The sequence below is a fragment of the Acuticoccus sp. genome, from assembly GCF_965213555.1.
In the GTDB taxonomy this organism is placed as follows: Bacteria; Pseudomonadota; Alphaproteobacteria; order Rhizobiales; family Amorphaceae; genus Acuticoccus.
The window spans coordinates 581,029-605,731 of sequence record NZ_OZ243890.1 but is presented as its reverse complement, the minus strand read 5'-3'; the positions used below and the strand labels follow the sequence as shown (position 1 = coordinate 605,731).

23 protein-coding genes and 1 pseudogene are annotated in these 24,703 nt (G+C 71.7%); 17 read left to right on the top strand and 7 right to left on the bottom strand.

Going from position 1 to position 24,703, the window contains the following annotated elements; translation table 11 throughout:
* Positions 1-98 precede the first annotated feature (98 nt).
* The 13 genes from obgE to ACOOE8_RS03010 all read left to right on the top strand — a co-directional run bounded on the left by obgE (position 99) and on the right by ACOOE8_RS03010 (position 11,686).
* Positions 99-1,124, top strand: a complete 1,026-nt coding sequence (gene obgE / locus ACOOE8_RS03070; protein ID WP_420393404.1) for a GTPase ObgE — start codon at positions 99-101, stop codon at positions 1,122-1,124.
* Positions 1,121-2,269 carry a glutamate 5-kinase gene (gene proB / locus ACOOE8_RS03065; RefSeq protein ID WP_420394613.1) on the top strand — a complete coding sequence of 383 codons (1,149 nt, stop codon included), beginning with the start codon at positions 1,121-1,123 and terminating at the stop codon, positions 2,267-2,269. Before obgE ends, proB begins: the two co-directional genes overlap by 4 nt.
* A gap of 5 nt (positions 2,270-2,274) precedes the next feature.
* Complete coding sequence (locus ACOOE8_RS03060) at positions 2,275-3,558, top strand: glutamate-5-semialdehyde dehydrogenase (RefSeq protein WP_420394612.1); 1,284 nt, start codon at positions 2,275-2,277, stop codon at positions 3,556-3,558.
* A complete protein-coding gene (locus tag ACOOE8_RS03055) occupies positions 3,555-4,202 on the top strand; it encodes a nicotinate-nucleotide adenylyltransferase (protein WP_420393403.1) in 648 nt (215 codons plus the stop codon). Before ACOOE8_RS03060 ends, ACOOE8_RS03055 begins: the two co-directional genes overlap by 4 nt.
* A 120-nt stretch (positions 4,203-4,322) precedes the next feature.
* Positions 4,323-4,721, top strand: a complete 399-nt coding sequence (gene rsfS, locus ACOOE8_RS03050) for a ribosome silencing factor (protein ID WP_420393402.1) — start codon at positions 4,323-4,325, stop codon at positions 4,719-4,721.
* Positions 4,718-5,188, top strand: coding sequence for a 23S rRNA (pseudouridine(1915)-N(3))-methyltransferase RlmH (locus ACOOE8_RS03045; protein WP_420394611.1), 471 nt, complete (start codon positions 4,718-4,720; stop codon positions 5,186-5,188). The genes rsfS and ACOOE8_RS03045 overlap by 4 nt, the downstream gene beginning before the upstream one ends.
* Complete coding sequence (locus tag ACOOE8_RS03040; RefSeq protein WP_420393401.1) at positions 5,181-6,515, top strand: murein hydrolase activator EnvC family protein; 1,335 nt, start codon at positions 5,181-5,183, stop codon at positions 6,513-6,515. Before ACOOE8_RS03045 ends, ACOOE8_RS03040 begins: the two co-directional genes overlap by 8 nt.
* Positions 6,512-7,849 (top strand): S41 family peptidase, encoded by a 1,338-nt coding sequence (locus ACOOE8_RS03035; protein WP_420393400.1) that lies wholly within the window; start codon positions 6,512-6,514, stop codon positions 7,847-7,849. The genes ACOOE8_RS03040 and ACOOE8_RS03035 overlap by 4 nt, the downstream gene beginning before the upstream one ends.
* 149 nt (positions 7,850-7,998) lie before the next feature.
* The gene (locus ACOOE8_RS03030) at positions 7,999-8,364 is read left to right on the top strand and encodes a DUF423 domain-containing protein (RefSeq protein WP_420393399.1); all 366 of its coding nucleotides are present in this window, start codon (positions 7,999-8,001) and stop codon (positions 8,362-8,364) included.
* A gap of 1,091 nt (positions 8,365-9,455) precedes the next feature.
* Entirely contained in the window at positions 9,456-9,791 is a 336-nt protein-coding gene (locus ACOOE8_RS03025; RefSeq protein ID WP_420393398.1) for a helix-turn-helix domain-containing protein, read from the top strand.
* A gap of 71 nt (positions 9,792-9,862) precedes the next feature.
* Positions 9,863-11,251, top strand: a complete 1,389-nt coding sequence (fumC, locus tag ACOOE8_RS03020) for a class II fumarate hydratase (protein ID WP_420393397.1) — start codon at positions 9,863-9,865, stop codon at positions 11,249-11,251.
* A complete protein-coding gene (locus tag ACOOE8_RS03015; protein WP_420393396.1) occupies positions 11,251-11,433 on the top strand; it encodes a DUF4169 family protein in 183 nt (60 codons plus the stop codon). Before fumC ends, ACOOE8_RS03015 begins: the two co-directional genes overlap by 1 nt.
* The gene (locus tag ACOOE8_RS03010) at positions 11,393-11,686 is read left to right on the top strand and encodes a ribbon-helix-helix domain-containing protein (RefSeq protein WP_420393395.1); all 294 of its coding nucleotides are present in this window, start codon (positions 11,393-11,395) and stop codon (positions 11,684-11,686) included. The genes ACOOE8_RS03015 and ACOOE8_RS03010 overlap by 41 nt, the downstream gene beginning before the upstream one ends.
* 42 nt (positions 11,687-11,728) lie before the next feature.
* On the opposite strand, the gene ACOOE8_RS03005 is transcribed toward ACOOE8_RS03010, so the two are convergent.
* A complete protein-coding gene (locus ACOOE8_RS03005; RefSeq protein ID WP_420393394.1) occupies positions 11,729-15,397 on the bottom strand; it encodes an AsmA family protein in 3,669 nt (1,222 codons plus the stop codon).
* Between the two features lie 54 nt (positions 15,398-15,451).
* Positions 15,452-16,852 carry an FAD-binding oxidoreductase gene (locus ACOOE8_RS03000; RefSeq protein ID WP_420393393.1) on the bottom strand — a complete coding sequence of 467 codons (1,401 nt, stop codon included), beginning with the start codon at positions 16,850-16,852 and terminating at the stop codon, positions 15,452-15,454.
* An 85-nt stretch (positions 16,853-16,937) separates the two neighbouring features.
* Between ACOOE8_RS03000 and ACOOE8_RS02995 the strand changes: the two genes are divergently transcribed.
* Together ACOOE8_RS02995 and ACOOE8_RS02990 are read left to right on the top strand one after the other, a co-directional pair.
* On the top strand, positions 16,938-17,447 hold the full coding sequence (locus ACOOE8_RS02995) for a thioesterase family protein (RefSeq protein WP_420393392.1): 510 nt from the start codon (positions 16,938-16,940) through the stop codon (positions 17,445-17,447).
* Entirely contained in the window at positions 17,447-19,234 is a 1,788-nt protein-coding gene (locus ACOOE8_RS02990; RefSeq protein WP_420393391.1) for a chloride channel protein, read from the top strand. The genes ACOOE8_RS02995 and ACOOE8_RS02990 overlap by 1 nt, the downstream gene beginning before the upstream one ends.
* Positions 19,235-19,270: 36 nt before the next feature.
* Here the strand turns inward: ACOOE8_RS02990 and ACOOE8_RS02985 are convergent, their stop codons facing one another.
* The 3 genes and pseudogenes from ACOOE8_RS02985 to ACOOE8_RS02975 all read right to left on the bottom strand — a co-directional run.
* A complete protein-coding gene (locus ACOOE8_RS02985; RefSeq protein ID WP_420393390.1) occupies positions 19,271-21,058 on the bottom strand; it encodes an aminopeptidase P family protein in 1,788 nt (595 codons plus the stop codon).
* Between the two features lie 450 nt (positions 21,059-21,508).
* Positions 21,509-21,679, bottom strand: coding sequence for a hypothetical protein (locus ACOOE8_RS02980; protein WP_420394610.1), 171 nt, complete (start codon positions 21,677-21,679; stop codon positions 21,509-21,511).
* Between the two features lie 151 nt (positions 21,680-21,830).
* A pseudogene (locus tag ACOOE8_RS02975) lies at positions 21,831-22,379 on the bottom strand (50S ribosomal protein L11 methyltransferase); the annotation flags it as partial.
* A 122-nt stretch (positions 22,380-22,501) separates the two neighbouring features.
* Between ACOOE8_RS02975 and ACOOE8_RS02970 the strand changes: the two are divergent.
* Positions 22,502-22,831: a cupin domain-containing protein gene (locus tag ACOOE8_RS02970; protein WP_420393389.1), complete on the top strand. Its 330-nt coding sequence runs from the start codon at positions 22,502-22,504 to the stop codon at positions 22,829-22,831.
* Between the two features lie 199 nt (positions 22,832-23,030).
* On the opposite strand, the gene ACOOE8_RS02965 is transcribed toward ACOOE8_RS02970, so the two are convergent.
* Positions 23,031-23,243: a hypothetical protein gene (locus ACOOE8_RS02965; RefSeq protein WP_420393388.1), complete on the bottom strand. Its 213-nt coding sequence runs from the start codon at positions 23,241-23,243 to the stop codon at positions 23,031-23,033.
* A 63-nt stretch (positions 23,244-23,306) separates the two neighbouring features.
* Between ACOOE8_RS02965 and ACOOE8_RS02960 the strand changes: the two genes are divergently transcribed.
* Positions 23,307-23,645 (top strand): hypothetical protein, encoded by a 339-nt coding sequence (locus ACOOE8_RS02960; protein ID WP_420393387.1) that lies wholly within the window; start codon positions 23,307-23,309, stop codon positions 23,643-23,645.
* A 169-nt stretch (positions 23,646-23,814) separates the two neighbouring features.
* On the opposite strand, the gene ACOOE8_RS02955 is transcribed toward ACOOE8_RS02960, so the two are convergent.
* Complete coding sequence (locus ACOOE8_RS02955) at positions 23,815-24,009, bottom strand: hypothetical protein (protein WP_420393386.1); 195 nt, start codon at positions 24,007-24,009, stop codon at positions 23,815-23,817.
* Positions 24,010-24,703: the final 694 nt, after the last annotated feature.

Below are 24,703 nucleotides of genomic sequence, written 5' to 3'. Positions count from 1 at the left end.
AGCGTGGGCGACCGGCGACGCGCGCCTGCCATGACGGCGGGAGCGCGCAGGCTCTTGTGGGACCGAGCTGCCCATCGGAGCTGGCGGGTCGTGCGGCCATGAAGTTCCTCGATCAGGCCAAGGTGTACGTGCGCTCGGGCAACGGCGGCAACGGCGCGGTGTCGTTCCGTCGCGAGAAGTTCGTCGAGCACGGCGGTCCTGACGGTGGCGACGGCGGTCGCGGCGGCGACGTCTGGGTCGAGGCGGTCGACGGCCTCAACACGCTCATCGACTTCCGCTATCAGCAGCACTTCCGCGCCGGGACCGGCGAGGGGGGCGCGGGGCGCAACCGCACCGGCGCGAACGGGCGCGACGCGGTGCTCCAGGTCCCCGTCGGGACCGTCGTCCTCGACGACGCGCGCGAGCGGGTCCTTGCCGACCTCACGGAGGCCGGCCAGCGCGTGCGCCTGCTCGAAGGGGGCAACGGCGGCTTCGGGAACCAGCGCTTCAAGTCCTCGGTCAACCGGGCGCCGCGCCGCGCGAACCCGGGCCTGCCCGGTGAGGAGATGGCGCTCTGGCTGCGGCTGAAGCTCATCGCGGATGCTGGGCTCGTCGGGCTGCCCAACGCCGGCAAGTCCACCTTCCTCGCCGCGGTCTCCGCCGCACGGCCGAAGGTCGCGGACTACCCGTTCACCACGCTCCACCCGCACCTCGGCATCGCGGAGGTCGACGGACGACGCCTGGTGATCGCCGACATCCCCGGCCTCATCGAGGGCGCGAGCGAGGGGGTGGGGATCGGCGATCGCTTCCTCGGGCACGTGGAACGCTGCGCCGTGCTCCTCCACCTCGTCGACGGCACCTCCGACAGCGTGGCGGCGGACTTCGCCACGGTGGACCGCGAGCTCGCGCTCTACGGCTCCGGACTGCCCGAAAAGCCGCGCGTTGTGGCCCTGTCCAAGGCGGACGCGACGGCGGATGTGGGGGCGAGGCTGGAGGAGCTGTTGTGTGCCGCCGGCCGACCGGTCCACGCGATTTCCGCGGTGACCGGCTCCGGTGTGGAGGGCGTCCTGCGTGCGCTGGCGGAGACGGTCGGGGCGGCTCGTGCACAGGAGGCTCCGCCCGAGGAGACGGCGTGGCAGCCATGAGCGACGGGATGAGCGGGATCGCGGGACGGCTGACGAGCGGCCGTCGCGTCGTCGTCAAGCTCGGCTCCTCGCTGCTCGTCGATGAGGACGGGCTGCGCGCCGAGTGGCTCTCCAGCGTGGCGCAGGACGTCGCGGTGCTGCGACGCGCCGCCGACGTCCTCATCGTCTCCTCAGGCGCCATCGCGCTCGGCCGTGGGCCCATCGGCTACGGGACGCGGCCGCTGCGGCTGGAGGAAAGCCAGGCGGCCGCCGCCGTCGGCCAGATCGCGCTCGCCGTCGCCTGGTCGGGCGCGCTCGCCGGTGCCGGCGTGCGGGCCGCACAGGTCCTCCTCACGCTGCGCGACACCGAGGAGCGGCGCGCCTACCTCAACGCGCGCTCCACCATCGCCGAGCTCCTGCGCGCCGGCGTCGTGCCGGTGATCAACGAGAACGACACCGTCGCGACGACCGAGATCCGCTACGGCGACAACGACCGGCTCGCCGCGCGCGTCGCTGCGATGGTGTCGGCGGACCGCCTGGTCCTGTTGTCGGACGTCGACGGGCTCTACACCGCGCCGCCGAACGAGTCCCCCGACGCGACGTTCGTCGCCGAGGTGCCACGCCTCACCGACGAGGTTTGGGCGATGGCCGGCGACGCTGGCTCGGCGCTGTCGCGCGGCGGCATGCGCACCAAGCTCGATGCCGCGCGCGTCGCCACCGAGGCGGGCGTCGCCATGGTGATCGCGTCCGGCCGCATCACGCACCCCCTTGCGGCGGTGGACGCCGGCGGGCGGGCGACCTGGTTCCACCCACGCTCCGATCCCGGCACCGCGCGCAAGGTGTGGATCGCGGGCTCGCTCCAGGCGAGCGGCGCGCTGGTGCTCGACGACGGCGCGGTGGCGGCGATCCACGCGGGACGCAGCCTCTTGCCAGCCGGGGTCGCTGCCGTCGAGGGCGAGTTCGCCCGTGGCGACGCGGTCCGGCTGCTCGACCGCGTGGGGCGTGAGGTCGGCCGCGGCCTCGTCGCCTACGACGCGGCGGACGCGCGGTTGATCGCTGGCGAGAAAACGCCAACAATCGCCGAGCGCCTGGGACCGCGCGTGCGCTCCACCATGGTGCATCGTGACGACATGGCGCTCGCCGCGGCGCCACCGGAGGTTCCGTGAGCGCGATCCCGATCCTCTCCGCAAGCGTCCCAGCAGGGTCCGAGGACGCCGCCGTGCTGGTCGCCGCGCTCGGTCGGCGTGCGCGAGCGGCCCAGGCCATCCTCGCGACCACGCCGACGGCGGCGAAGCGGGCCGCGCTCAACGCCATGGCGGACGCGCTGCGCGCTGCGGGGCCTGCGATCCTCGCCGCCAATCGGGCCGACCTTGCCGCCATGGCGGGGACGAGCGCGTTCCGCGACCGCGCGACGCTCAGCGAAGAGCGTGTGACGGCGATGGCTGCCGCGGTGGACGACGTGGCCCACCTCGACGACCCGGTGGGCCGCACGCTAGCGGCCTGGGAGCGTCCCAACGGCCTCAGGATCGCCCGCGTCGCGACCCCGCTCGGTGTCGTCGGCGTGATCTACGAGAGCCGGCCGAACGTGACCGCTGATGCTGCTGCGCTGTGCCTCATGGCCGGCAACGCGGTCATCCTGCGGTCGGGGTCGGAGACCCACGCCTCGGCGAGCGCCATCGCGGACGCGCTGCGGCAGGGCCTCGTTTCGGCGGGGCTGCCTGGGGACGCCGTGCAGCTCGTGCCCACCACGGACCGCGCCGCGGTGGGCGCCATGCTCGCGGGTGCGGCGGGCGGCATCGACGTCATCGTCCCCCGCGGCGGCCGCGGGCTCGTGGAGCGCGTCGAGGCGGAGGCGCGCGTGCCGGTGTTCGCCCACCTCGAGGGGCTGAACCACGTGTTCGTGCACGCCGCGGCGGACCTCGCGATGGCGATCGACATCGTCGTGAACGCCAAGATGCGCCGCACCGGCGTCTGCGGCGCTGCTGAGACGCTGCTCGTGGATGCGGCGGCGGCTGCGACCCACCTGCCGGCGCTGGCAGAGGCGCTCGCGGCCGCCGGCTGCACGCTGCGCGGGGACGCCCGCACCCGCGACCTGACGCCCATAGAGCCCGCCACGGAGGCGGACTACGCCACCGAGCACCTCGCGCCGATCATGTCCGTGGCCGTGGTCGACGGGCTCGGCGGCGCGCTCGTCCACATCGCGCGGCACGGCTCGCACCACACCGATGCCATCGTCACCGAGGACGCGGCGGTCGCCGAGCGCTTCCTCGCCGAGGTGGACTCGGCGATCGTCATGGTGAACGCCTCGACGCAGTTCGCCGACGGCGGTGAGTTCGGCATGGGCGCGGAGATCGGCATCGCGACCGGGCGGATGCACGCGCGCGGGCCCGTCGGCGTCGAGCAGCTCACCACGTTCAACTACAGGGTCCGCGGGACCGGCCAGACGCGGCCGTGAGGAGGCGCCGCGGAGCGGGCGCCGCTCCGCCGGACCTCGCGGCGGAGCTCCTCCGCGTCCCTCCCGTCGCCGCGGGGCAGCGGGTCGCGCTGTTCGGCGGCTCGTTCAACCCGCCGCACGCCGGGCACAGGGCCGTGGCGGACGCGGCGCTGCGCCGGCTCGCGTTGGACTGGGTCTGGTGGATCGTCACGCCGGGCAACCCGCTGAAGTCGTCGGGCGAGCTCGCCTCGCTCGCGCACCGCGTTGCCGCGGCGGAGGCGACCGCAGCACACCCGCGCATCAGGGTCACCGCGTTCGAGGCGGCGATCGGGACGCGCTACTCCGCCGACCTCGTCGCATACCTTGGCAAGCGGCTGCCGCACGTGCGGCTCGTTTGGCTGATGGGAGCGGACAACCTTGCCGAACTGCACCGATGGCAGGAGTGGCGGACCATCGTCCAATGCGTGCCGATGGCCGTCGTCGACCGTCCCGGTGCGTCCCTGAAGGCGCTGTCTTCGCCGGCGGCGCGGACCTTCGCGGCGGCGCGATGGCCCGAGCGCTGCGCCGCGGCGCTCGCCGACGCGACGCCGCCGGCGTGGGTGTTCCTGCATGCACCGCTCGACCCGTCCTCCTCCACCGCGCTGCGCGCCTCCGGCGGCCGCTGACACGGCGTCGCTATGCCGCGTCTTGAAAGCGCCATGGCGACAAACCTATCTTTCCCATCGCCGGACCCGAGTCGAAGCGTACGGAGCCGGCCGCGATCAGGGAAAGGAACCCGCGCACACATGGCTTTGACGTCAAGTGGGACGGCAGCGTCCCATGTTGAGGCGGCCGGCGAGCTCGCCGTGCCCCTCGCCGTCGTCCTCGACAGCCTTGAAGATTCGAAGGCTGAGGACATCGTCGCCATCGATGTGACCGGCAAGACGCCGATCGCCGACCACATGGTGGTGGCGTCCGGACGCTCCCACCGTCACGTGGGCGCGGTGGCGGAGCGCCTGCTGCGCGACCTCAAGGACCAGGGTGCCAAGGGTGTCAGGGTCGAGGGGCTCGCCAGCTGCGACTGGGTCCTCATCGACACCGGCGACGTCGTCGTCCACGTGTTTCGGCCCGAGGTGCGCACCTTCTACAACCTCGAGAAGATGTGGCAGATGGATAGCGCCGCGCAGGTGGAGCTCGTCGTCTGAACATCGTCGTCCTTGCTGTGGGCAAGGCGGGACAATGCGCCGAGGCCGAGCTGTGCGGGCGCTACATGGAGCGCGCCGGGCGGGTCGGTCGGCAGATCGGGATCACCGACGTCACGGTGCGCGAGATCGCCGACATGACGGGTCCGAACCATGCGGCGGCCGAAGGCGAGAAGATGCTTGCTGCCCGGCGGACGGGACCGCTCGTGGTGATGGACGAGCGCGGCGAGGGGTGGACGAGCGTCGAACTCGCATGTCGCCTTGCCGGGTGGCAGGAGGCCGGCACGACGAACCTCACCTTCGCCATCGGCGGGGCGGACGGCCACGCCGATGCCGTGCGTTCGGCGGCCGACCGCGTCCTGTCGCTGGGCCCGATGACGCTGCCCCACCTCCTCGCCCGCGCGGTCCTGCTCGAGCAGCTTTACAGGGCAGTCACCATCCGCCTCGGGCACCCCTACCACCGTGCGTGACGCCCACCCCCCCAGCCGGCGCCTGCTGCGGCTCGTGGCGCTCGCAGCGTTGGTGCTCGTCGCCTGTGCCAGTGTGGCAGTCGCCCAGAACGCGCAGCCGCCGACCGACGGCGGCACCTCGCAGGAGGGTGCGACGACGAGCGACGCCTCGAAGCCGACCGCCGCCGGCGCGGTGGCGCGCGAGCGGCAGCAGCTCATGGCGCGGCTGGAGCGGTTGCGCGAGGAGGCCGACGCGTTGCGCTCCCGCGCCGCCGACCTCGGCGAGGACCTGGTCGGCATGGAGGGGGACGAGGCGAAGCTGCGCGAGCGCCGAGCCGCGACCGCGCAGGAGGTGGCAGCGCTGGAGCAGCGCGTCGCCGACGATGAGGAGGCGCTCGAGGCGCTGACCGACGGGCAGGCGGCCATTCGCCGCAGGTTGGCAGGCACGCGAACCGAGCTCGCGACCGTGCTGATGGCCCTGCAGCGCATCGGCCGGCGACCCCCGCCCGCGCTGTTCGGCGACACCGGCGCCCCGACGGACACCGTGCGCGGCGCCATCTTGCTGAACGGCGTGCTTCCCGCCCTCGACGCGGAGGCACGCGAGCTCGTGGCGACGCTCGCCCAAGCCGCGCGGATGGAGGCGGACGAGCGTGCCCGCTGGGAGCGGCTCAGGGCGGACCTCGACGCGCTGGCCGTCGAGCGGCGCCGGCTCGACGCGCTTGGGGCCGAGCTTGCCCGCCGCCGCTCGCTGTCGCTCTACGAGCAGGAGCAGGCCGGCGCCGACCTCGCGCGGCTCGCCGAGGAGGAGGGCACGGTGACCGCGCTGCTGGAGCGGCTGACGGACGAGGCGGCGGTGGAAGCGTCAGTGCCAGAAGGGCCGCCGTTCACCTCCCGCCGGGGGACCCTCGCCGCGCCGGTCGCGGGCCGGATCGTGTCGCTCTTCGGTGAGCCGACGGCCGAAGGAGGGCTCGCGCAGGGCCGCGCCATCGCCGCGCCGCCGCGGTCCACCGTGTTCGCCCCCATGCACGCGACCGTGCTGTTCTCTGCGCCGTTCCGCGGCTATGGGCATCTCTTGATCCTGGACGCGGGCGAGGGGTACCATATGGTCTTCGCCGGCATGCAGGACGCATCGGTCGTCCCTGGGGACAGGGTCGAGGCGGGCACCCCCCTCGGACGCATGGGACAATCGCCTCAGCGCTCCGCGGTCGCCTCCGTGGGCGCGGAGGGGTCGGCCCTGGTCGGGGCACGCCCGGTACTTTACGTGGAGCTGCGCCGCGAGGGTGCGGCGGTGGACAGTCGCGGTTGGTGGCAGGACGCTCCGACCGACGTTGGAAGGACAGGTGGATGATCCGTCGGATTGGCTTGTTGGTGACCGGCGCTGCGTTCGGGGCGGTCACGGCCGTGGCGCTCGCGGACCCCGCTGCGCTCTTGCAGATCAGGGCGAACGCCGCTTCATCCGACGTCTACCGCCAGCTCAACCTGTTCGGGGACGTCTTCGAGCGCGTGCGGGATCAGTACGTCGAGTCGCCGGACGAAAAGGAGCTCATCGCGTCGGCCATCAACGGCATGCTGCAGTCCCTTGACCCGCACTCGAGCTACATGCCTCCCGACGACTTCCGCGACATGCAGGTCCAGACGTCCGGCGAGTTCGGCGGCCTCGGCATCGAGGTTACCATGGAAGGCGACCTCATCAAGGTCGTCTCGCCCATCGACGACACGCCGGCCTTCAAGGCCGGCGTCCTCGCCGGCGACCTCATCACCCACCTCGACGGGGACGAGGTGGCAGGCTTGACCCTCGCGGAGGCGGTCGACCGCATGCGCGGTCCGGTCAACACCGACATCACCATCACGGTGCGCCGCGATGGCGTGTCCGACCCCATCGACATCACGATCACGCGCGACATCGTGCAGATCCAGTCGGTCAAGTGGGAGGTCATGGGTGAGGACGTCGGCTTCATCCGCATCTCCTCGTTCAACGAGCGCACCAGTTCCGGCGTGCGCCAGGCCGTGCGCGAGCTGTCCGAGGAGCTCGGCGGCGAGGGCATGAAGGGCTTCGTGCTCGACCTGCGCAACAACCCTGGGGGCCTGCTCGACGAGGCGGTGGACGTGTCGGACGCGTTCCTCGACCGTGGTGAGATCGTCTCCACCCGTGGCCGGGACGAGGAGAAGGCGCAGCGCTACGACGCGGAGGACGGCGACCTCATCGACGGCCAGCCGCTGATCGTCCTCATCAACGGCGGCTCCGCCTCGGCGTCGGAGATCGTGGCCGGCGCGCTACAAGACCATCGCCGTGCCACCGTCGTCGGCACCCAGTCGTTCGGCAAGGGGTCGGTACAGACCATCGTGCCGCTTGGGGCGAACGGGGCGATCCGCCTGACCACGGCGCGGTACTACACGCCGTCCGGCCGCTCCATCCAGGCGCGCGGGATCGATCCGGACCTTGAGGTCATCCAGCCGCTCCCGGAGGAGCTGCAGGGCAAGCTCGAGGCGCGTGGCGAGGCTTCCCTGCGTGGCCACCTGGTCGCCGAGGAGGGCGAGGAGGAGGAGCGCTCGGGCTCGCTCACCTTCGTGCCGGTCGAGCGGGACGACGACGAGCAGTTGAAGTACGCCCTGGGCCTGCTGCGTGGCGAGCGTGTCTCGGAGGCCTTTCCGCCCGACCCGAGCGCTGGCGTGCCCAACTGAGGCACGCTCCGTGCACCCTGCGCTCGCCGCCCCCAGCGGGACGACCGGCGCTGCGGGGCGAAAGGCGGGGGGACAGCGTGCACGGTTCTTGCTAGGCGGACCGGCGCGGACGTCCTCCGTCCGCGGGGCGAACAGGCAAGAGGTCTTCCATGCGGGTTGTCGTAGTCGGCGCGTTGTACGGCGCGATCGGGGTTGGTTTGGGCGCCGTTGGGGCGCACGCGATCGACAGCAACTTCGTCGCGACCGACGCTGAGGCCTTCGAGACCGCGGTGACCTACCAGCTGTTCCACGCCGTGGCGATGGTGGCGCTCGGAGGGCTGCAGCCGCACGTCCTGAGGTCGCTGCTCGGCGTCGCGTCGTGGGCGTTCGGCCTCGGCATACTGTTGTTCTCGGGCTCACTGTATGTGCTCACGCTCGGCGGACCGTCCGAGGCTGCCATGGTCACGCCGGTCGGCGGCGTCCTCCTCATCGTTGGCTGGCTGATCCTCGCGGTGGCGGCGGCGCGCAGGATCTGAATGGGCTGCGCGGGGCGACGGCGGCGCCCCGTCGGTCGCGCGGCCGCGGTCCGCGCGCGGTCGGCAACCCGAAGTCCAACTGAACGGAGGCGGAAGCAAGCCTGGCCGGTACGCAACGAGCGGGCGGGTGGTGCCGCAGGGGAGGATTGAACTCCCGACCTCACCCTTCGTACCACCACGGCTTTCGCCGCCGCACCAGGCGGTGCGTTTGTGGTCTGGACTATCCCTTCACCCTCTCCCGTCGGCGGAAGGAGGGTGCCGCCCGTCTAGTCTCTACACCGTCCCGCGTTGCGGGCTTGGCTCGGGATCGGCAGCGCGCCAGCACAGCGTTCCCCGAATTTGAGCGGTTAGCACCCCGCGGTTTCCCACGAGGGAGGCAACGAATCACCAAGGGTGCGCTCTACCACTGAGCTACTGCGGCCCTTGAGAGGGCCATACCATCGCGGCCCATGTGCGTCCACCCTCGTGCACGGGGCGAGAACTTCGCCTGCTTTAACGAAGTCGTCGTAGGTTCACCGCTAGGCCGTCGATGTTGTTCCGTGGGGCCAAGTTGCGCCGATGGGCGGCAACCGATAGGCTCCGAAGGAGTTAAGTCGTTTCATGGACTGCCCCGATGGCGCGCGTCGGCGGTGGAGGGAGTGCGCTCACGAAGCGGTGACCGCGAGCAATCGCGGAGTAATCACAGTCCGCGTAAGCCAACTATTTCACGCCTGAAACTCTCCTCGACGGGTCGATGTGGAAAGCTGCTATTGGCTGGCGCAAAGATTCTTATCTTGTCTACCGCGGCTCGGTTTGGTTAATTCGTCACAGCCTAAGATGTGGCGATGGCGACACGACGTCGGCGTACCGCGGCCCGCTCGCCGAGCGGCGGCCACGACCGACCGATGCCACCCGGCCAGCCCGGTGTGCGGATGAGAAGTGCTGGAGGCGTGGAATGTCGGCTTGGAACAAGGACGAGTTTGATGACAGCAGTAGGTGCGTGGGCGTCCATGAATGATTCAAGACCCGACCCTCAGCCGAACCAGCGTTCCGCCAACTCCGTGGATGGCCATGTGGGGTCCCGGGTACGCCTGCGGCGCCTGGAACTCGGTATGAGCCAAGAGAAGCTTGCCGACCAACTGGGAATCACCTTCCAGCAGGTGCAGAAGTACGAGCGCGGCACGAACCGCATCGGCGCGTCCCGGCTGCACCAGATCGCGATCGTGCTGCAGTCGCCGATCACGTACTTCTTCGAGGGGGCGACGGACTCCGCGATCCCGCGCACCGGCGACGTGTCGCCCCTCGCCCAGGCGCTGAGCGATCCTGCCACCGTCCGTCTGGTGCGCGCGTTCGCCAACATCTCAGATCCGCACCTCAAGCAGAAGGCGGTCGGCATCATCGAGGCCATCGCCGAGACGCCGCAGTCGGCGAAGGCCAGCGGCGGCTGAGGCCGCTCGTTCGGGCGTTGGACGCCTCCCCCAAAGCTGTTAACTGACGCGGGCACCGACGAGGCCCGCCGATGACGACCCGCACCGAAACCGACTCCTTCGGTCCGCTCGACGTTCCGAGCGAGCGCTACTGGGGCGCTCAGACCGCTCGCAGCCTCATCAACTTCGACATCGGCGAGGACACGATGCCGGCACCGCTGGTGCGCGCGCTCGGCATCGTCAAGCGTGCGGCCGCGCTCGCCAACCGGGACCTCGGTGTTCTCGAGCCGCACCTTGCCGACGCCATCGCCGCCGCGGCGAGCGAGGTCGCCGCGGGCGAGCGCGCGGCGGACTTCCCGCTGCGCGTCTACCAGACCGGGTCGGGCACCCAGTCCAACATGAACGCCAACGAGGTGATCGCGAACCTCGCGATCGAGCGTTTGGGCGGCGTGGTGGGCTCGAAGGAGCCCGTGCACCCGAACGACCACGTCAACCGCTCCCAATCGTCCAACGATACTTTTCCGACCGCGATGCACATCGCGGCCGCGGAGGAGATCAACCGCCGCCTGTTGCCGGCAGTGGACGCCTTGCGTGAAGCGCTGGCCAGGAAGGCCGAGGCCTTCGCCGGCATCATCAAGATCGGTCGCACCCACACGCAGGACGCGACGCCGCTGACTTTGGAGCAGGAGTTCTCCGGCTACGTGGCGCAGCTCGACTTCGCGCGTGCGCAGGTCGCGGCCTCGCTCGGCGGCTTGTACGAGCTCGCCCAAGGCGGCACTGCGGTGGGCACCGGGCTCAACGCCCGCCAGGGCTTCGCCGAGGCGGTCGCCAGGCACATCGCGGACATCACTGGGCTGCCGTTCGTGACAGCGCCGAACAAGTTTGCCGCGCTCGCCGCCAACGACGCGTACGTCGCCGCCCACGGTGCGCTGAACACGCTGGCGACGGCGCTCTTCAAGATCGCCAACGACGTGCGCTTCCTCGCCTCGGGGCCGCGCTCGGGGCTCGCCGAGCTGTCGCTGCCGGAGAACGAGCCGGGCTCCTCGATCATGCCGGGCAAGGTCAACCCCACGCAGTGCGAGGCCATGACCATGGTCGCGTGCCGCGTGTTCGGCAACCACACCACGGTGACGGTCGCCGGCAGCCAGGGCCACTTCGAGCTCAACGTCTACCGTCCGGTGATGGCGGACGCGATGCTCCAGTCCATCCGGCTGCTCGCCGACGCGGTGCGCAGCTTCACCGAGCACTGCGCGGTCGGCATCGAGGCGAACCGAGAGCGCATCCAAGACCTCATGGAACGCTCGTTGATGCTCGTCACCGCGCTCGCGCCGGAAATCGGCTACGACAACGCGACCGCCATCGCCAAGGCAGCGCACAAGAAGGGGACGACGCTGCGCGAGGAGGCGGTGGGCGGCGGCTACGTCGACGAAGCGACCTTCGACCGCGTCGTCCGTCCCGAGACGATGTTGGGGCCCGCCTGATGGGCGATGTCTTGAACCTACGTCGCCAGCGCAGGCGGCGCGCGCGGGAGGAGGCGCGCGAGGAGGGGGAACGCAACCGTGCGCAGCACGGCCGCAGCTCCGCCGAGGAGGCCGTCGATCGAGCCCGCAAGGAACGCGACGATGCCCGCCACGAAGCGCACCGGCTCGACCGGCCTCGTTAAGCGATCCGTCATCCTGCACGGGCATGCGACGAGCGTCGCGCTGGAGCCTGCGTTCTGGGACGCGCTCGGCCGTTGGGCGGACGAGGAGGGCGTGTCGCTGGCCGGGCTCGTCGCCTCGATCGACCGCCGACGCGATGGTGGCTCGCTCGCATCGGCGCTGCGGTTGGCGGTCCTTTCGTACGCCTTCGCCACCGATCCTCGGTGTGGCCAAGCCGTCCGGCGAGGCTTGCCTCAGCCTACGCGGCAGCCGTGAGGAGTGCCTCATCGGAAGGCGCTCGCGGATCCTCAAGGACGATCAGGTGCCGCCGCGACGCACAGCGCTGGGTGCCGTGCCGGCGCGGATCAACGCCTCGACGGGGTCTTGCAGCGCCTGATCCGACCCTGCTCCGGTCTCGTCGAGGAGATCACCGATGGCGTCCGGTGTGACGCCGTCCGTGGCGCGATCGTCGTCCGAGGCGCTCCGGTCAGCGGAGGGCTGGCCGGTCGCCGGGGCCGCGCCGTCGTCGTCCGTGGCGCGCCGTGCGTCCAGGCCCCGCAGGGTCTCGGCCGAAGGGGTGCCGCGAGCGTCCGCCTCGGAGGCGAGCGCCTCGTTCTCGCGTTCCACCGCCTCGAGCTGCTGCTCCAGGCGCCGTAGGCCGATCCACGTCGCGAGGCGGCTGACGTCGACGGTGCGGCTCGGGTCATCGAGCGGCCCGTCGAAGGCGAGCCCGATGGACGCTGCCTCGGCCTCGCTCGCGACGGTGCGCAGGGACAGGTCTGCCCTTAGCCGCCGGGACCCGAGGTCGACCGCGGCGTTCTCGATCTCGAGGGGGGGCTCGGGCGTCAGGGCGACCTCGGAGAGGCGAACGGCGCCGTTCGCGATGGAAAGATCGGCCGACAGCGCCTCGAACGGGAGGTCCGCAGCGTCGAGGTGCTCGATGAAGGCGCGCCGCGACGCTGCCTCGTCGGCGGGCTCGGCGACGAGCGGCTCGCCCGACGTCGGCGCCGTGGAGGCCACGTCGAACGGGGCAGGGTTGAGCCCCTTCAGCGCGCCCTCGCGCACCAAGAGCGCGCCCGAGCCGGTCAGCTCCGACATCAGGCCCGCCACGGTGTAGTTCGAGCTGGCGAAGGTGGCGGTGAGGTCGAGGCTTCCGCGTGCGACCGCCTCGCCGGCACGATGCCAGACGAGGTCCTCCAGGGCGCCAGCCTCGAGTTGCACCTCGCCGTCGACGCGCGCCTCCGCACCGGATCGTGCGATGGAGAGCGCACCGGTGATGCGGCCGCCAGCGGCAGCAGCGCGGATGTTGTCCAGCGCGAGCCGCTCGCGCTGGATCGACAGGTCGAACGCCGCATCGGTGAGGGCGCGCGGCCCGACCGTCAGCCGCTCCGCACGCACCGCGAGCTCGACGGGGACCGCGGGCAGGGCGCCTCGCGCGAAGGCCCTGTTGGGCCAACCCTCATCGGCGGCCGAGGCCGTCCACGCGTCCTCGCCCAACGCCACGGCGGACAGCCCGACGAGGTCGACGGCGTCCGCCTCGACGGTGCCGGTGATCCTCGATCGTGCGACCTCGAGCGTCGCACCGACGCCGACACCTTGCACCGTGCCGGCGACGTCGGAGAGCTCGAGGCCACCGGCACGGCTTGCGACGTCGGCAGCAAGGTCGACGTCGGCCAGCGGCGGGAGGGCGACGCCGACGAGGTCGGCCAACGGGGCCAGGCGGTCCGCCTCGAACGCCAGGCGACCGGAGACCTCCGCGGACCCGTCGTAGCGCACCAGCCCCTCGTAGCGCGTCGCGGCGCCGAACCCCGCCGCGGAGAAGCGGGTGCCGACGCCTTGCCGCGGCACCCCCTCCGCCTCGAGCCGTAGCGTCGCAGGAACGTCCCCTCCGCTCGCCCCCGGCGGAAGGCCGAGTTGCTGCACGAGCGCGCGACCTTCGGCGTTCTCCGCTTCCAAGGCGAGGTCCAGCCGACGCCGGGTCCAATCGGGGTCGAAGGGTGCTCCGACGGCGGAGAGGCTCAGGTCGGTGCCGCCGAGGTTGCCGATGATCGTCGCTGCGAGTTCCGGCACGGCGGACGAAGTACCCCCGGCCAAGCGGAAGCGTAGCCGTCCCGGCGACAGGTGGGGCCCGACGCGCGATAGGCCGTCGGCGACGGCGCCGCCGGGCGCGAGCTCCCGCACCGCCGCCGCGAGCGCCGCGCCGTCGTCCACCGACACCGTCCCCTCGATGGACCCCACGGGGTCGGCGGCGAGGTCGGCGATGGCGCCCGAGGCGAAGATCTGCAGCCCGCCGACGTCCTCAGCCGCGAGCGCGTCGACCGTGAGCGTCCCGTCGCGATAGCTTGCATCGACGTTCAGCGCGTCGCCCTCGACGGCGCCGATGCGGATGCGGTCGACCGCGAGGTCGAGGGAGAGGTCCGCATCCTCAACGAGCGCCGCGCCGTCCGGGAACATCGCGGCGGCGGCGAGAACGTCCGCGGCGTCGAGGAGCGGCGCGGAAAGCGCGAGCGCGACGACCGGTGGGCCCGAACCGGACCGGTCGTAGCGGGCTCGCCCCGTCACCGCGCTCTCGGCCATCCGCACGGTGAGCCGTCGGGCGGCGACGCCGGATGCGGACACCTCAAGGTCCATCTCCGCAAGGATCGGCGGGACGCCGACGCCGCTGTAGGGACCGCCGGTCCACCATCGAGCCAGGATGGACGGCTGCGTCGCCGAGACGCGGACGGTGCCGACGTAGCCCCCGGGCGACAGCCTGCCGGCCACCTCCACGGTGGCGTCGCCCGGCAGGAGCGCCTCCGCCCGCTCGATGTCGATGCCGCCGCCGGGACCGCTCGAGGCCCGGGCGGAGACGTCGCGCGCCACCGCGCCGCCGGCGAGCAGCATGTCGATGTCGACCATCAGGCTCACGGGGAGCGTCGCGAGCGGCAGCGTGGCGACGCCGGCGGCGATGGGTGCGAGGTGCGCCGCCAGCCGCTTGACCATCTGCGCGGGCGCGCGTGGTGCCGTCGGCGCTGGCGTGTCCTTGGCAGGGGCGTCCGCGCGCAGGCCCCTGTCCAGCCGATCGAGGTCGAGCTGGCGAGCGGCCAGCGCGATGCGCACAGGACCGTCACCGGCGATGTCGTAGGCGGCGGTGCCGGCGAGCTGGAGCGGGGTCTCGGCTGCGCCGTACGTCAGCGTGGCGTTGCCCACCTGCAGCGCCTCGGTGTCGAGGGCGAGGTCGCCGGCGATCGCCCAAGGGGTCGGCCCGTCGCCGCTCATCCGGAACGCGCCGGCGACCGCAGAGACCGCAGATCCCACGGACAGCGACCCCTCGAAGGCCAACGCGACGGCGCCGTCCGGAGGGCTGACGCGCAGGGAGAGCGGCAGCACGCCGTCCTCGATCGCCCCGCCGGAGATCGCGATCGCCTGCTGCGTTCCCCCAAAGCTCACGTTGCCGGCGACGCTGAACGGGCCCAGGAGCGAGGTCGCGCTGCCCCTCATCGCGACATCGGTGAGCTCGGCGCGGGCCCCGGTCCGCCCGTCGACGACGATGAGCCGGCCGGCCGTCACCGCCAGGCGCTCGACGGCGATCTGCGACGCGTCGAAGTAGTCCGACAGCAGCGGCGGCTCCTCGCCTTGCGGTAGGCGCAGCGCGCCGGAGGGGGACACGCGCAGCCGAAGCGTGGGGGCATCCATGGCAAGCTCGGAGATGACGAGCTCGCCGCGCAGTAGCGGCGTCAGCGCGACGTCGAACTCGACCTCATCCGCCTCGAGCGTGGGGCCGTCGGCCGCGCCGCCGACGCGCACGTCCGTCACGCGCACGCGGGGGCTTGGCAGGAGGCGCACGCCGACGTCGCCGCGGATCGCGACCGGGGCGCCGAGCGCCCGCGACGCGTAGGCTTCGATGGCGACGCGGTACTCGGCCCAGTCGACGACGTGGGGTCCGACGAGCGCCGCCGTCAGCGCGAGGACCAGCGCGACGCCGACCGTGATGATGAACCCGTTCACGCTACTCCCTCACACCGCGGCAGCCCGAGGGCTCGCCGCGCACATATACGCGCGTCAGTGGAAGATCTTGCCGGGGTTCATGATGCCGTCGGGATCGAGCGTCGCCTTGATCGCGGCCATGACGTCGACGGTGCCGCCGAGCTCGCGACGAAGGTAGGCCATCTTGCCCTGGCCGATGCCATGCTCGCCGGTGCAAGTTCCCTCCATGGCGATGGCGCGCTCCGACAGGCGGCCGATGAAGGTGGCGGCGCGCGCCCGCTCCGCGGGGTCGTCGCCGATGAGCACCAGCGTGTGGAAGTTGCCGTCGCCGACGTGACCGACGATGGGTGCGACGAGGTCGAGCTCCTGCGCATCCTCGCGGGTCGCCTCCACGCACTCCGCCAGCCGTGAGATGGGCACGCACACGTCCGTGGAGATGCCCGTGCAGCCTGGCCTGAGGCCGAGCGCAGCCCAGTACGCGTCGTGCCGCGCCTGCCACAGGCGCGAGCGGTCCTCGGCCAACGTCGCGATCTTGAAGGGGCCGCCGCCCTCGTCCGCAGCAAGGGCTGCGACGGCCTCGCCGTCGGCGGCGACGGCGGCGGGCGAGCCGTGGAACTCGAGGAACAGCGTGGGCACCTCCGGCAACGTCAGCTTGGAGTGGGCGTTGACCGCCGAGACCTGCAGCCCGTCGAGGAGCTCGATGCGCGCGACGGGGATGCCGGACTGGACCGTCGCGATGGTCGCACGGCAGGCCGCCTCGACGGTGGGGAAGGGGCAGACCGCGGACAGGATCGCCTCCGGGATCCCATGCAGCTTCAGCGTGACGGCGGTGATCAGCCCGAGCGTGCCCTCGGAGCCGACGAGGAGGCGGGTGACGTCGTAGCCCGCGGACGACTTCTTCGCCCGGCTCGCGGTGGTGATCGTGTCGCCGTTCGCCAGCACCGCGCGCAGCGCCACCACGTTCTCGCGCATGGTGCCGTAACGCACCGCGTTGGTCCCCGACGCGCGAGTGCCGCACATCCCGCCGATCGTGGCGTTCGCGCCAGGGTCGATGGGGAAGAACAGCCCCCGGTCGCGCAGGTGCGCGTTGAGCTGGGTCCGCGTCACCCCGGGCTCCACCGTGCAGGTGAGGTCCTCGTCGTGCACCGCGAGCACCTGGTTCATGCGCGAGAAGTCTGCGGAGATGCCGCCCTCGGGGGCGTTGACGTGGCCCTCCAGCGAGGTGCCGACGCCGAACGGGACGATGGGCACGCGGTGGGTGCGGCAAACCTCGACGAGGTCGACCACGTCCTGGTGGCTCTCGACGAACACCACGGCATCCGCCGGCTCGCCCGCGATCCACGTCGTCGTGTGGGCGTGCTGGGCGCGGATCGCCGCGCCGGTCTCGCACCGCTCGCCGAAGCGCTGCTTCAGGATGGGCACCGCGAGCGCGATCCCGGAGGCGTTGCGCGCTCGCCGCGTCATTGGCACGGCCATGGTGGTTCCCGTCGGTGTGGCTTTTGCGGCACACTAGCAAACCGCGCCGTCAGCACAAAACGATCGCGCGACAAGGAGACCACCCATGGCACAGCTTGCCCCCTCGCCGCCGCCCTTCGGGCCGGACGACCTCGTGTGGTCCGATCCCTACGACATCGAGCTCAGCTGGCTCGATGCCAACGGTCACCTCAACATGGCGTACTACCACGTCATGTTCGACCGCACGGTGGACCTCGGGCTCGCGGTGATCGGCCTCGGCGACCCGTACCGCAAGGCGACCAACGCGTCCGTGTTCAACGTGGAGACCCACGTCGTCTACCGCCGCGAGGTCTCCGCCCACGACAAGGTGCGGGTGAGCTTCCAGCTCGTCGGGCGGGACGCCAAGCGGCTCCACGTGTTCCAGACCATGGTGCGGACGGCGGACGACGAGCTCGCGGCGACGTCGGAGTCCCTGTTCGTGCATGTGGACCTGTCGAGCCGAAGGGCCGCGCCGCTGCCGCCGCCGGGTGCCGCCGCCGCGGACGAGCTCATCGCGCGCCAGGCCGGCGCGGGGATGCCGGCGCTCGCCGGTCGGCGCATCGCCCCGCTCGGCTGATGGCCGCGCCGCGGGCGTCGCAGGATCCGGGAGGGAAGGAGGGCGAGGCCGCCGCCGACCGGGCCGAGGGCGACGCCGCGCGTGAGGAGCTCGCCGACATCGTCGCCGCGCAGCCCGGTGCGCAAGACCAGCAGGGCCGAGCCGCGCGCGTCGCCTCCAAGATCGGTGACGCAGCGGTCTGGTTCCGGGCACTCTATGCCCGCTCGACCGAGAACGTCCTTGCCTTCGTGGCCGCGCGCAACCCGGGGCTATGGCTGATCGCCGCGCTCGTCGGCGTCGCCATCGGCGCAGCGGCGGTGCTGTTCCGGCTCGGCATCGGCGCCGTCCAGTGGGTGTGGACGAGCGAGACGGGCGAGTACGTCATCGAGGCCATCCGCGCTCAGCCCTGGTACGTCGCGCTCCTCGCCCCCGTCGTCGGCGGCGCGGCGGTGGGCCTGCTCAACCAGTTCGTGCTCACCGGACGGCGGGCAGGCTCCGTCGCCGACGTGATGGAGGCAGCGGCCCGCGGTGGCCGCGGTCTCGGGCTCGCCAACGGCATCTGGTCGGCGGTGGCGACCGTGATCTCCCTTGGCGCTGGCGCCAGCGCCGGCCGCGAGGGTCCGGTGATCCACCTCGGCGCGACGCTCGCGACGGCGATGACACGGGTCGCGCGGCTGCCGCCCAAGTCGGGCCGCATCGTGCTCGCCTGTGGCGCGGCGAGCGCCATCTCCGCCTCGTTCAACGCGCCCATCGCTGGCGTCCTCTTCGCCCACGAGGTGATCCTGCGGCACTACGCGGTGTCGGCGTTCGTGCCCATCGTCATCGCTTCCGTGACCGGCACGCTCGCCGGCCGCGTGCTTTACATCGGCGACGTGGCGGCGTTCCAGATCCCCGCCTACGCCATCGGCTCCTACTGGGAGGTGCCGGCCTTCGCGCTCCTCGGCGTCATCGCGGCGGGCGTGGCGATCCTGTTCCAGTTCACCCTCATCGTGTTCGACCAGACGGCGCGTTCGATCATCATGCCAGCATGGACGCGCCCGATGGCCGGCGGGGTCGCCATCGGCCTCCTCGCCCTGACGCTGCCGGAGGTGCTCGGCGTCGGTTACGAGGCGACGGACGTCGCGCTGAACGGCGGCTTCTCCTTCTGGACGATGATGCTGCTGCTCGTCGCCAAGATCCTCGCGACCGCCCTGACGCTCGCGTCGCGCTTCGGCGGCGGCATCGTCTCTCCGGCGCTCTACCTGGGGGCCATGTTGGGCGGCGGGTTCGGTCTCGTCGCCGCCTCGGTCTTCCCGGAACTCGCATCCGACAACGGGCTCTACGCGATCCTTGGCATGGGCGCGGTGGCGGCCGCGCTCCTCGGCGCGCCGATCTCCACCACCGTCATCGTGTTCGAGCTCACCGGTGGTTACGCGCTGTCCATCGCGCTCCTGCTCTCGGTATCCATCGCGACCGGGCTTCACCTCGCGGTGCACGGGCGCGGCTTCTTCGATCACCAGCTCGAAACGCGCGGCGTCGTCCTCGCCGACGGACCGCACCGCTACTTCCTGAAGACCGTCACCGTGGCCGCCTTCATGACGCGCCTCGAGGGGCCGGCCAGCCTGACGGAACCCGACGACCCCCGTCACGTGCGGGAGAACGACACGCTAGAGACCGCCCTCAGGGTGTTCAACGAGACCGGCGCGGACGCGCTCGCGGTGACCGACCCGCGCGAGCGGCGCACCGTCGTCGGCACGGTCACCCACGTGCAGGCGCTGCGCGCCTACAATCGACGTCTGGTGGAGGCGAGCGTCGAGGAGCATCGCTGAGCGGGACGGGCTGCGGCGCCGATGGAGCGCGAAGCCTCACGTCATCGGCCGCGTCCGCTCGGCGAGGAACGCGCGCTCGGACGCCGAAAGGTCCGCTGCGAGCGCGCCGTGGACGCGGGCGTGGTAGGCGTCGAGCCAAGCGATCTCCTCCGGTCGCATGAGCGCGGGAACCACCGGCCGCGTGTCGATGGGCGCGAGGGTCAACGCCTCGAAGGCGTGCATCGGCAGCGTCCCGCCCGGGGGCACACGGCGCTCGCGCACGAGGTAGAGGTTCTCGATGCGGATGCCGAACTCGCCCGGACGGTAGTCGCCGGGCTCGTTCGACACGATCATGCCGGCCTCGAGGGGATCGCGGCTGCGCTTGGAGAGGCCGGCGCCCGCCTCGTGCACGGCGAGCGCCGCACCGATCCCGTGGCCGGTGCCGTGCTTGTAGTCCGAACCCGCGCTCCACAGCGCCGCCCGCGCCAGGGGATCGAGCTCAGCGCCCGACGTGCCCTCGGGGAAGAGCTGCCGGGCGATGGCGATGTGGCCGCGCAGGACGCGGGTGTACTGGAGGCGGAACGCCTCCGAGCCGGCGCCGCCGCCGGCGACCAGCGTGCGCGTCACGTCCGTGGTGCCGTCCTCGTACTGCGCCCCCGAGTCGACGAGGACCGGGTCGCCCGCGGCGATGGCACGGTTGGACTCACCGTCCGCCCGGTAGTGCACGATGGCCCCGTTGGGCCCGGCGCCGGCGATGGTGTCGAACGAGGGGCCGAGGGCGCCCACATCCTTGCGTAGCTCGGCGAGGCGCTCGACGAGCGAGAGCTCGTCGGCACCGACCGCGCGGTCCTCGAACCAGGCGAGGAAGCGCAGGAGCGCCAGCCCGTCCCGCCGGTGCGCGGCGCGCATCCCCTCGACCTCCGCAGCGTTCTTGATCGCCTTCAGGCGCACCGACGGATCCCCGCGCGCGACGAGCGTGCCCGACGCCGCGATGGCGGCGAGCGCGGCGTCCGAGGCACGGGCGGGATCGGCGAGGACGCGCCGTCCGGCCGACAGCGCGGCGAGGTGCGCCAGGTGATCGTCCGCCGGCACGAGGCTGAGGAGCCCATCCGCCGCATCGCGCAGCGCGTCCGGCACCTTCCCGGGATCGACGAAGACGCTCACCGCCCCGTCGCGCGGCACGAACGCGCGCGACAGGACGAGGGGCGTGTGGGCGACGTCGGTGCCCCGCCAGTTGAGCAACCAGGAGACGGTGTCGCTGTCGGCGACGTAGAGCGCGTCCGCCTCCGGATCGAGCGTCGCGCGCAGGTCTTCGACCTTCTGCGCCGCGGAGCGTCCGGCGAGGCGTTCGGGGTGGGCCCGCACGGCGCCGCGGGGTGCCGGGGGGCGGTCCGACCAGATCGCGTCCACGGGGTTGCGGTCGAGCCTGACGAGGGCGAGGCCCGCCGCGCGCGTCGCCAGGCGCTCGAGGTCGGCGCGGGTGTGCAGGTTCGGGTCGACGCCGAGCGTGCGTCCGGCGAGGTGCTCGGCCATCCACGCCTTGGCCGAAGCCTCGTCGCTGAGCACCGTGAAGAGGTCCGGCACCTGTTGGCTCGCCTGCAGCGTGTAGCGCCCGTCGGTGAGGAAGAGCGCGGCGTCGCCCAGGATGATCGCGCGCCCTGCCGACCCGGTGAAGCCTGTCACGTGCGCGAGGCGCTCCTCGGACGGCGGCAGCGTTTCGCTCTGGTAGGCGTCCTCGTGCGGCACGATCACGCCGTCGACGCCGAGCGCCACGAAGGTCGCGCGCAGCGCAGCAACTCGCGCCCCGATCGTCGCAGCAGAAGGGCGGGGCTCCTCGGCACTCATGGAGCGGTGTCCGGCCGCGGGGAGGAGGGGCCTAGCCCCGGCCTGTCGTGCTGCGTTGCAAAAGGCGGAGCCAGCCATGCGCGCGTGGGCATTGAGCGAACCTGCTGGATGCGCATTTTCACTGTAGTCATCGGCCGCAACGCCATCGACGAAAGTTGTTGCGGCGCAAAATCAAGGAATGAACTAAATGTCCATCACAGCGACCGAAGACTTCGCGATCGACCGGCCGGCCCCCCAGCGCGGCTTCTTCAGCCGCATCGGCGAGCGGATCATCGAGTCGCGCAAGCGGCGTGCGGACGCGGCGGTCGCGTCCTACCTGCTCAGCCTCGACGACAACTCGCTGCAGCGGCTCGGATACGATCGCCGCACCATCGAGCAGCGCGCGCCGCTCGGCACCCCGCTCCTCTAAGCCTTGCAAGCCCGAGGCGAACACCACGGTCGTCGTGATCCTCACGACGACCGGCGCTCCAGGACGAGCGTTGCCCAGTCCTCCTCGAGGATGAGCTCCCTTTGGACGAGGCCCCTCGCGCGGTAGGCTGCTCGGACGGGCCGCACGTGACGGGTTCGCAGCCCCGACAAGACCAGCGTTCGGCGGGCGGACCTCGCGAGGGGCCCCGCCATCGCGATCAGCGGCCGCGCCAGGATGTTGGCGAGCACGGTGTCGGCCACGATGCGAGGGCCAGACGCGGCGCAGAAATTCCGATCCAACTCGCGTCGTGCGGTTGATCGCCGCGTTGCCCCTGGCCACCTCCACGGCGACCGGGTCGATGTCGCTTGCACTGACGCGCCTCGCACCGAGCCGGTCGGCGGCGATGGCGAGGATGCCGCTGCCGGTGCCGACGTCGGCCACGGTCCCGAGCGGCCGGCGCTTCGCGACGCGCTCCAGCGCGACGAGGCAGCCGCGCGTCGAGGCGTGGTGCGCCGTGCCGAAGGCGCGTCCTGCGTCGATCACGAGGTTCCAGCGCGACGGAGGCACCCGTGCCGCGTCGTGCGAGCCGAAGACCGTGAAGCGTCCGGCGCGCACCGGATGGAGGGCCCGCTGGCTCTCGGCCACCCAGTCCCGGTCCGCGAGGGCGTCCTCGACGAACGGCGGCAGGATCGGGACGAGCTCGCGCGCCGCCTCGAGCCAGCGCGCCCTGCCCGCCGCGTCGCGTTCCACGAACAGGACGTCGAGGCGCCATGGCCCGTCCTGGACGGCGCGGTAGGCCGACAGGATCGGCTCGCCCTCGTCGACCAACGCATCCAGCGTCGTGAGCGCCCGTCGTGCCGCCTCCTCCAGCGCGTCGCCCGTGCCGAGCGTCGCCACAGCGCGCGTCACCATCGCCGTCCTCCCCGCCCGCTTGTGGCGCCTCGTCGCCCGCACCACAAGCGTGCGCGACCCCGCGATGGATCGAATGGCGCCGCTCCCGGCTTTTGCGCAAGGAGCCTAACGGGAGACCCAAGATGACCGACACGACGATCAAGAAGGTGACCTCGGCGACCTCGCCGAAGGGGGAGAAGGGGCAGAAGTACCTCGTCTCCGGCAAGTCCGTGGCGATGCGCCTTTGGGAGGACGAGGCGCCCACGTCGTCCAAGACGCCGCACAGCAACGACTACGAGACGGTGGGGTACGCGATCTCCGGCCGTGCCGAGCTCACCATCGCCGGGCAGACGGTGACGCTGGAGCCGGGCGACTCATGGCTGGTGCCGGCGGACGCGGAACATCACTACACGATCATCGAGCCGTTCACTGCGGTGGAGGCGACGAGCCCGCCCGCCCGCATGCATGAGTAGCGCCCGCGCGCATGCACGAGTAGCGCGCCTGCGTCACAGCCACGGTCCGGCCCTGCCCTGCGACCGTGGCGCCGCATGCCAGCTGCGCTTGGCGGACCTTGATGGTTCGGATCGAGCGTCCAGGCCGCGACGGTGCATAAGGGGGCCGCGACGACGAGGGCGCCGTTGGCTCGCAGACGGCGGATGACCGAGGCCGATGTCATTGGCACGACCGTCGCTGCGCTGCGGCGGCGGTTGCCGAACCCTTGAGCGCCTGAAGCCCCGCCTCGAACCACCGTCGGTGGTCGGCGCGGCGAAACGCCATCGCGTAGGACGTCGAACTCGCGAAGGGCAGGAAGGCGGTCGAAAGGTGTGGGGCGACGCGCTCGAGGTAGTCATCGAACATGGCCTCGTCGATGACGATCCGATCCACCGCTCCATCGGCGAGGAGCGCACCTGATCGGCCTGGTCCGACATCTCGACGAACAGCTCGGTCGTGCTGAAGTCGATGCCTGCAAGGATCGCCGCGGCGTTCGCGAACGCGGCGACGCGACGCCCGGCGAAGTCCGTGCGACCCTCGCTCGGCGCAGTGCCTGAGCAAGCATGGCCGACGCCGTTCTGGTACGTCACGTACGGCAACGAGCGCTCACCGGGGAGCTCGAGGCCGACCGGCACCGTCGCGACGCCGTCGTACCCTGCGGTGTCGGCGTCGTCTGCCCGCTGCCGACCGAAGGGGACGACGTGGAACACGACCTTCACCGGGCGTGGTGCACCCCCGACGAGCGCCGCCTCGATGCGCTCCGCCTCGCTGCCGCTGCCGTCCCTCAGGACGTAGGGCGACACCAGTCCAGCCACGATGTGGACGATGTCCGCTCGCCCCGGCGGGCCGAGGTCATCGGCAGCGCCGCCGACATCAGGCGTCAAGCACACGACGGCGATGGCAATGAGGCCGCCAGCGATCCTGAGCGGCGCTTGGAAGCGGAGCAGCTCACGGCCCCCGCCGCTCACGGACCCCTGTCCGTCGGCTGGCCGCCGGTCGCCTCCTCCTTCTCCCAGACGATGTTCTCCATCATGACGTAGTAGTCGCCCGTGTTCACCAGGTCGATGACGCTGTTCACGATCAAGGCGCCAAGCGCGAACAACATTGGCACGTGCCCGGGGGCAAGACCGGGCGCGAGGACGGCCCCCAACTCCTGCACGCTCAGGATGTCCCGACACGCAACGACGCCCGACCGGCAGCTCGACAGCATTGCGACGGCGCGAGCGCAAGGAGGGCGAACGCCAGGTTGTTGCGGGCCCAGATGCGGCCGATCGCGGCCTTCGACCCAAGACCGCGGTCGACGCGGCGGCCTGCGATCATGGCGATCCAGATGCCGTTGGCCACAAGGAGCAGGACATGGAGGAAGACGTAGCCGGAGAGCGCCGGCAGCGAGGGCGGTTCGTTCCGCTGAGCAGGAAGGCGATGAACTCGAACTCGGTGCACAGCACGTAGAACAGGAAGCCGCTCAGGATGATGGCGAGCCAGTGGACCGAGATCTCTTAGCTCGGGACACCGAGCGGTCGCTCGCGCTTAGCCCGTTCCCGGACCGCGTCGGAGATGGCGCGACGCAGGTTGCGCGGCACCCAGAAGAACCGCAGCCCGAGCATAGGATGTTGGCGAGGAGCAGGACGTAGACGAAGACGACCAGCCAATCCGCGGACGTCGCCGTCCGTAGCATGGCGATGAACGTCTGCGACCCGATGAAGACCTCACGCAGCCCAGCGCCATGACGAAGGCGTGCACGGCTTGCATGACGTCGAGGCCGGTCAGCGTCTGGACCGACTTTCGCTTGTAACCATCGACCGGCACGCCGTCCCGAACCGCTTAAAGTACGGTCCGCGTATGGTGCAGCG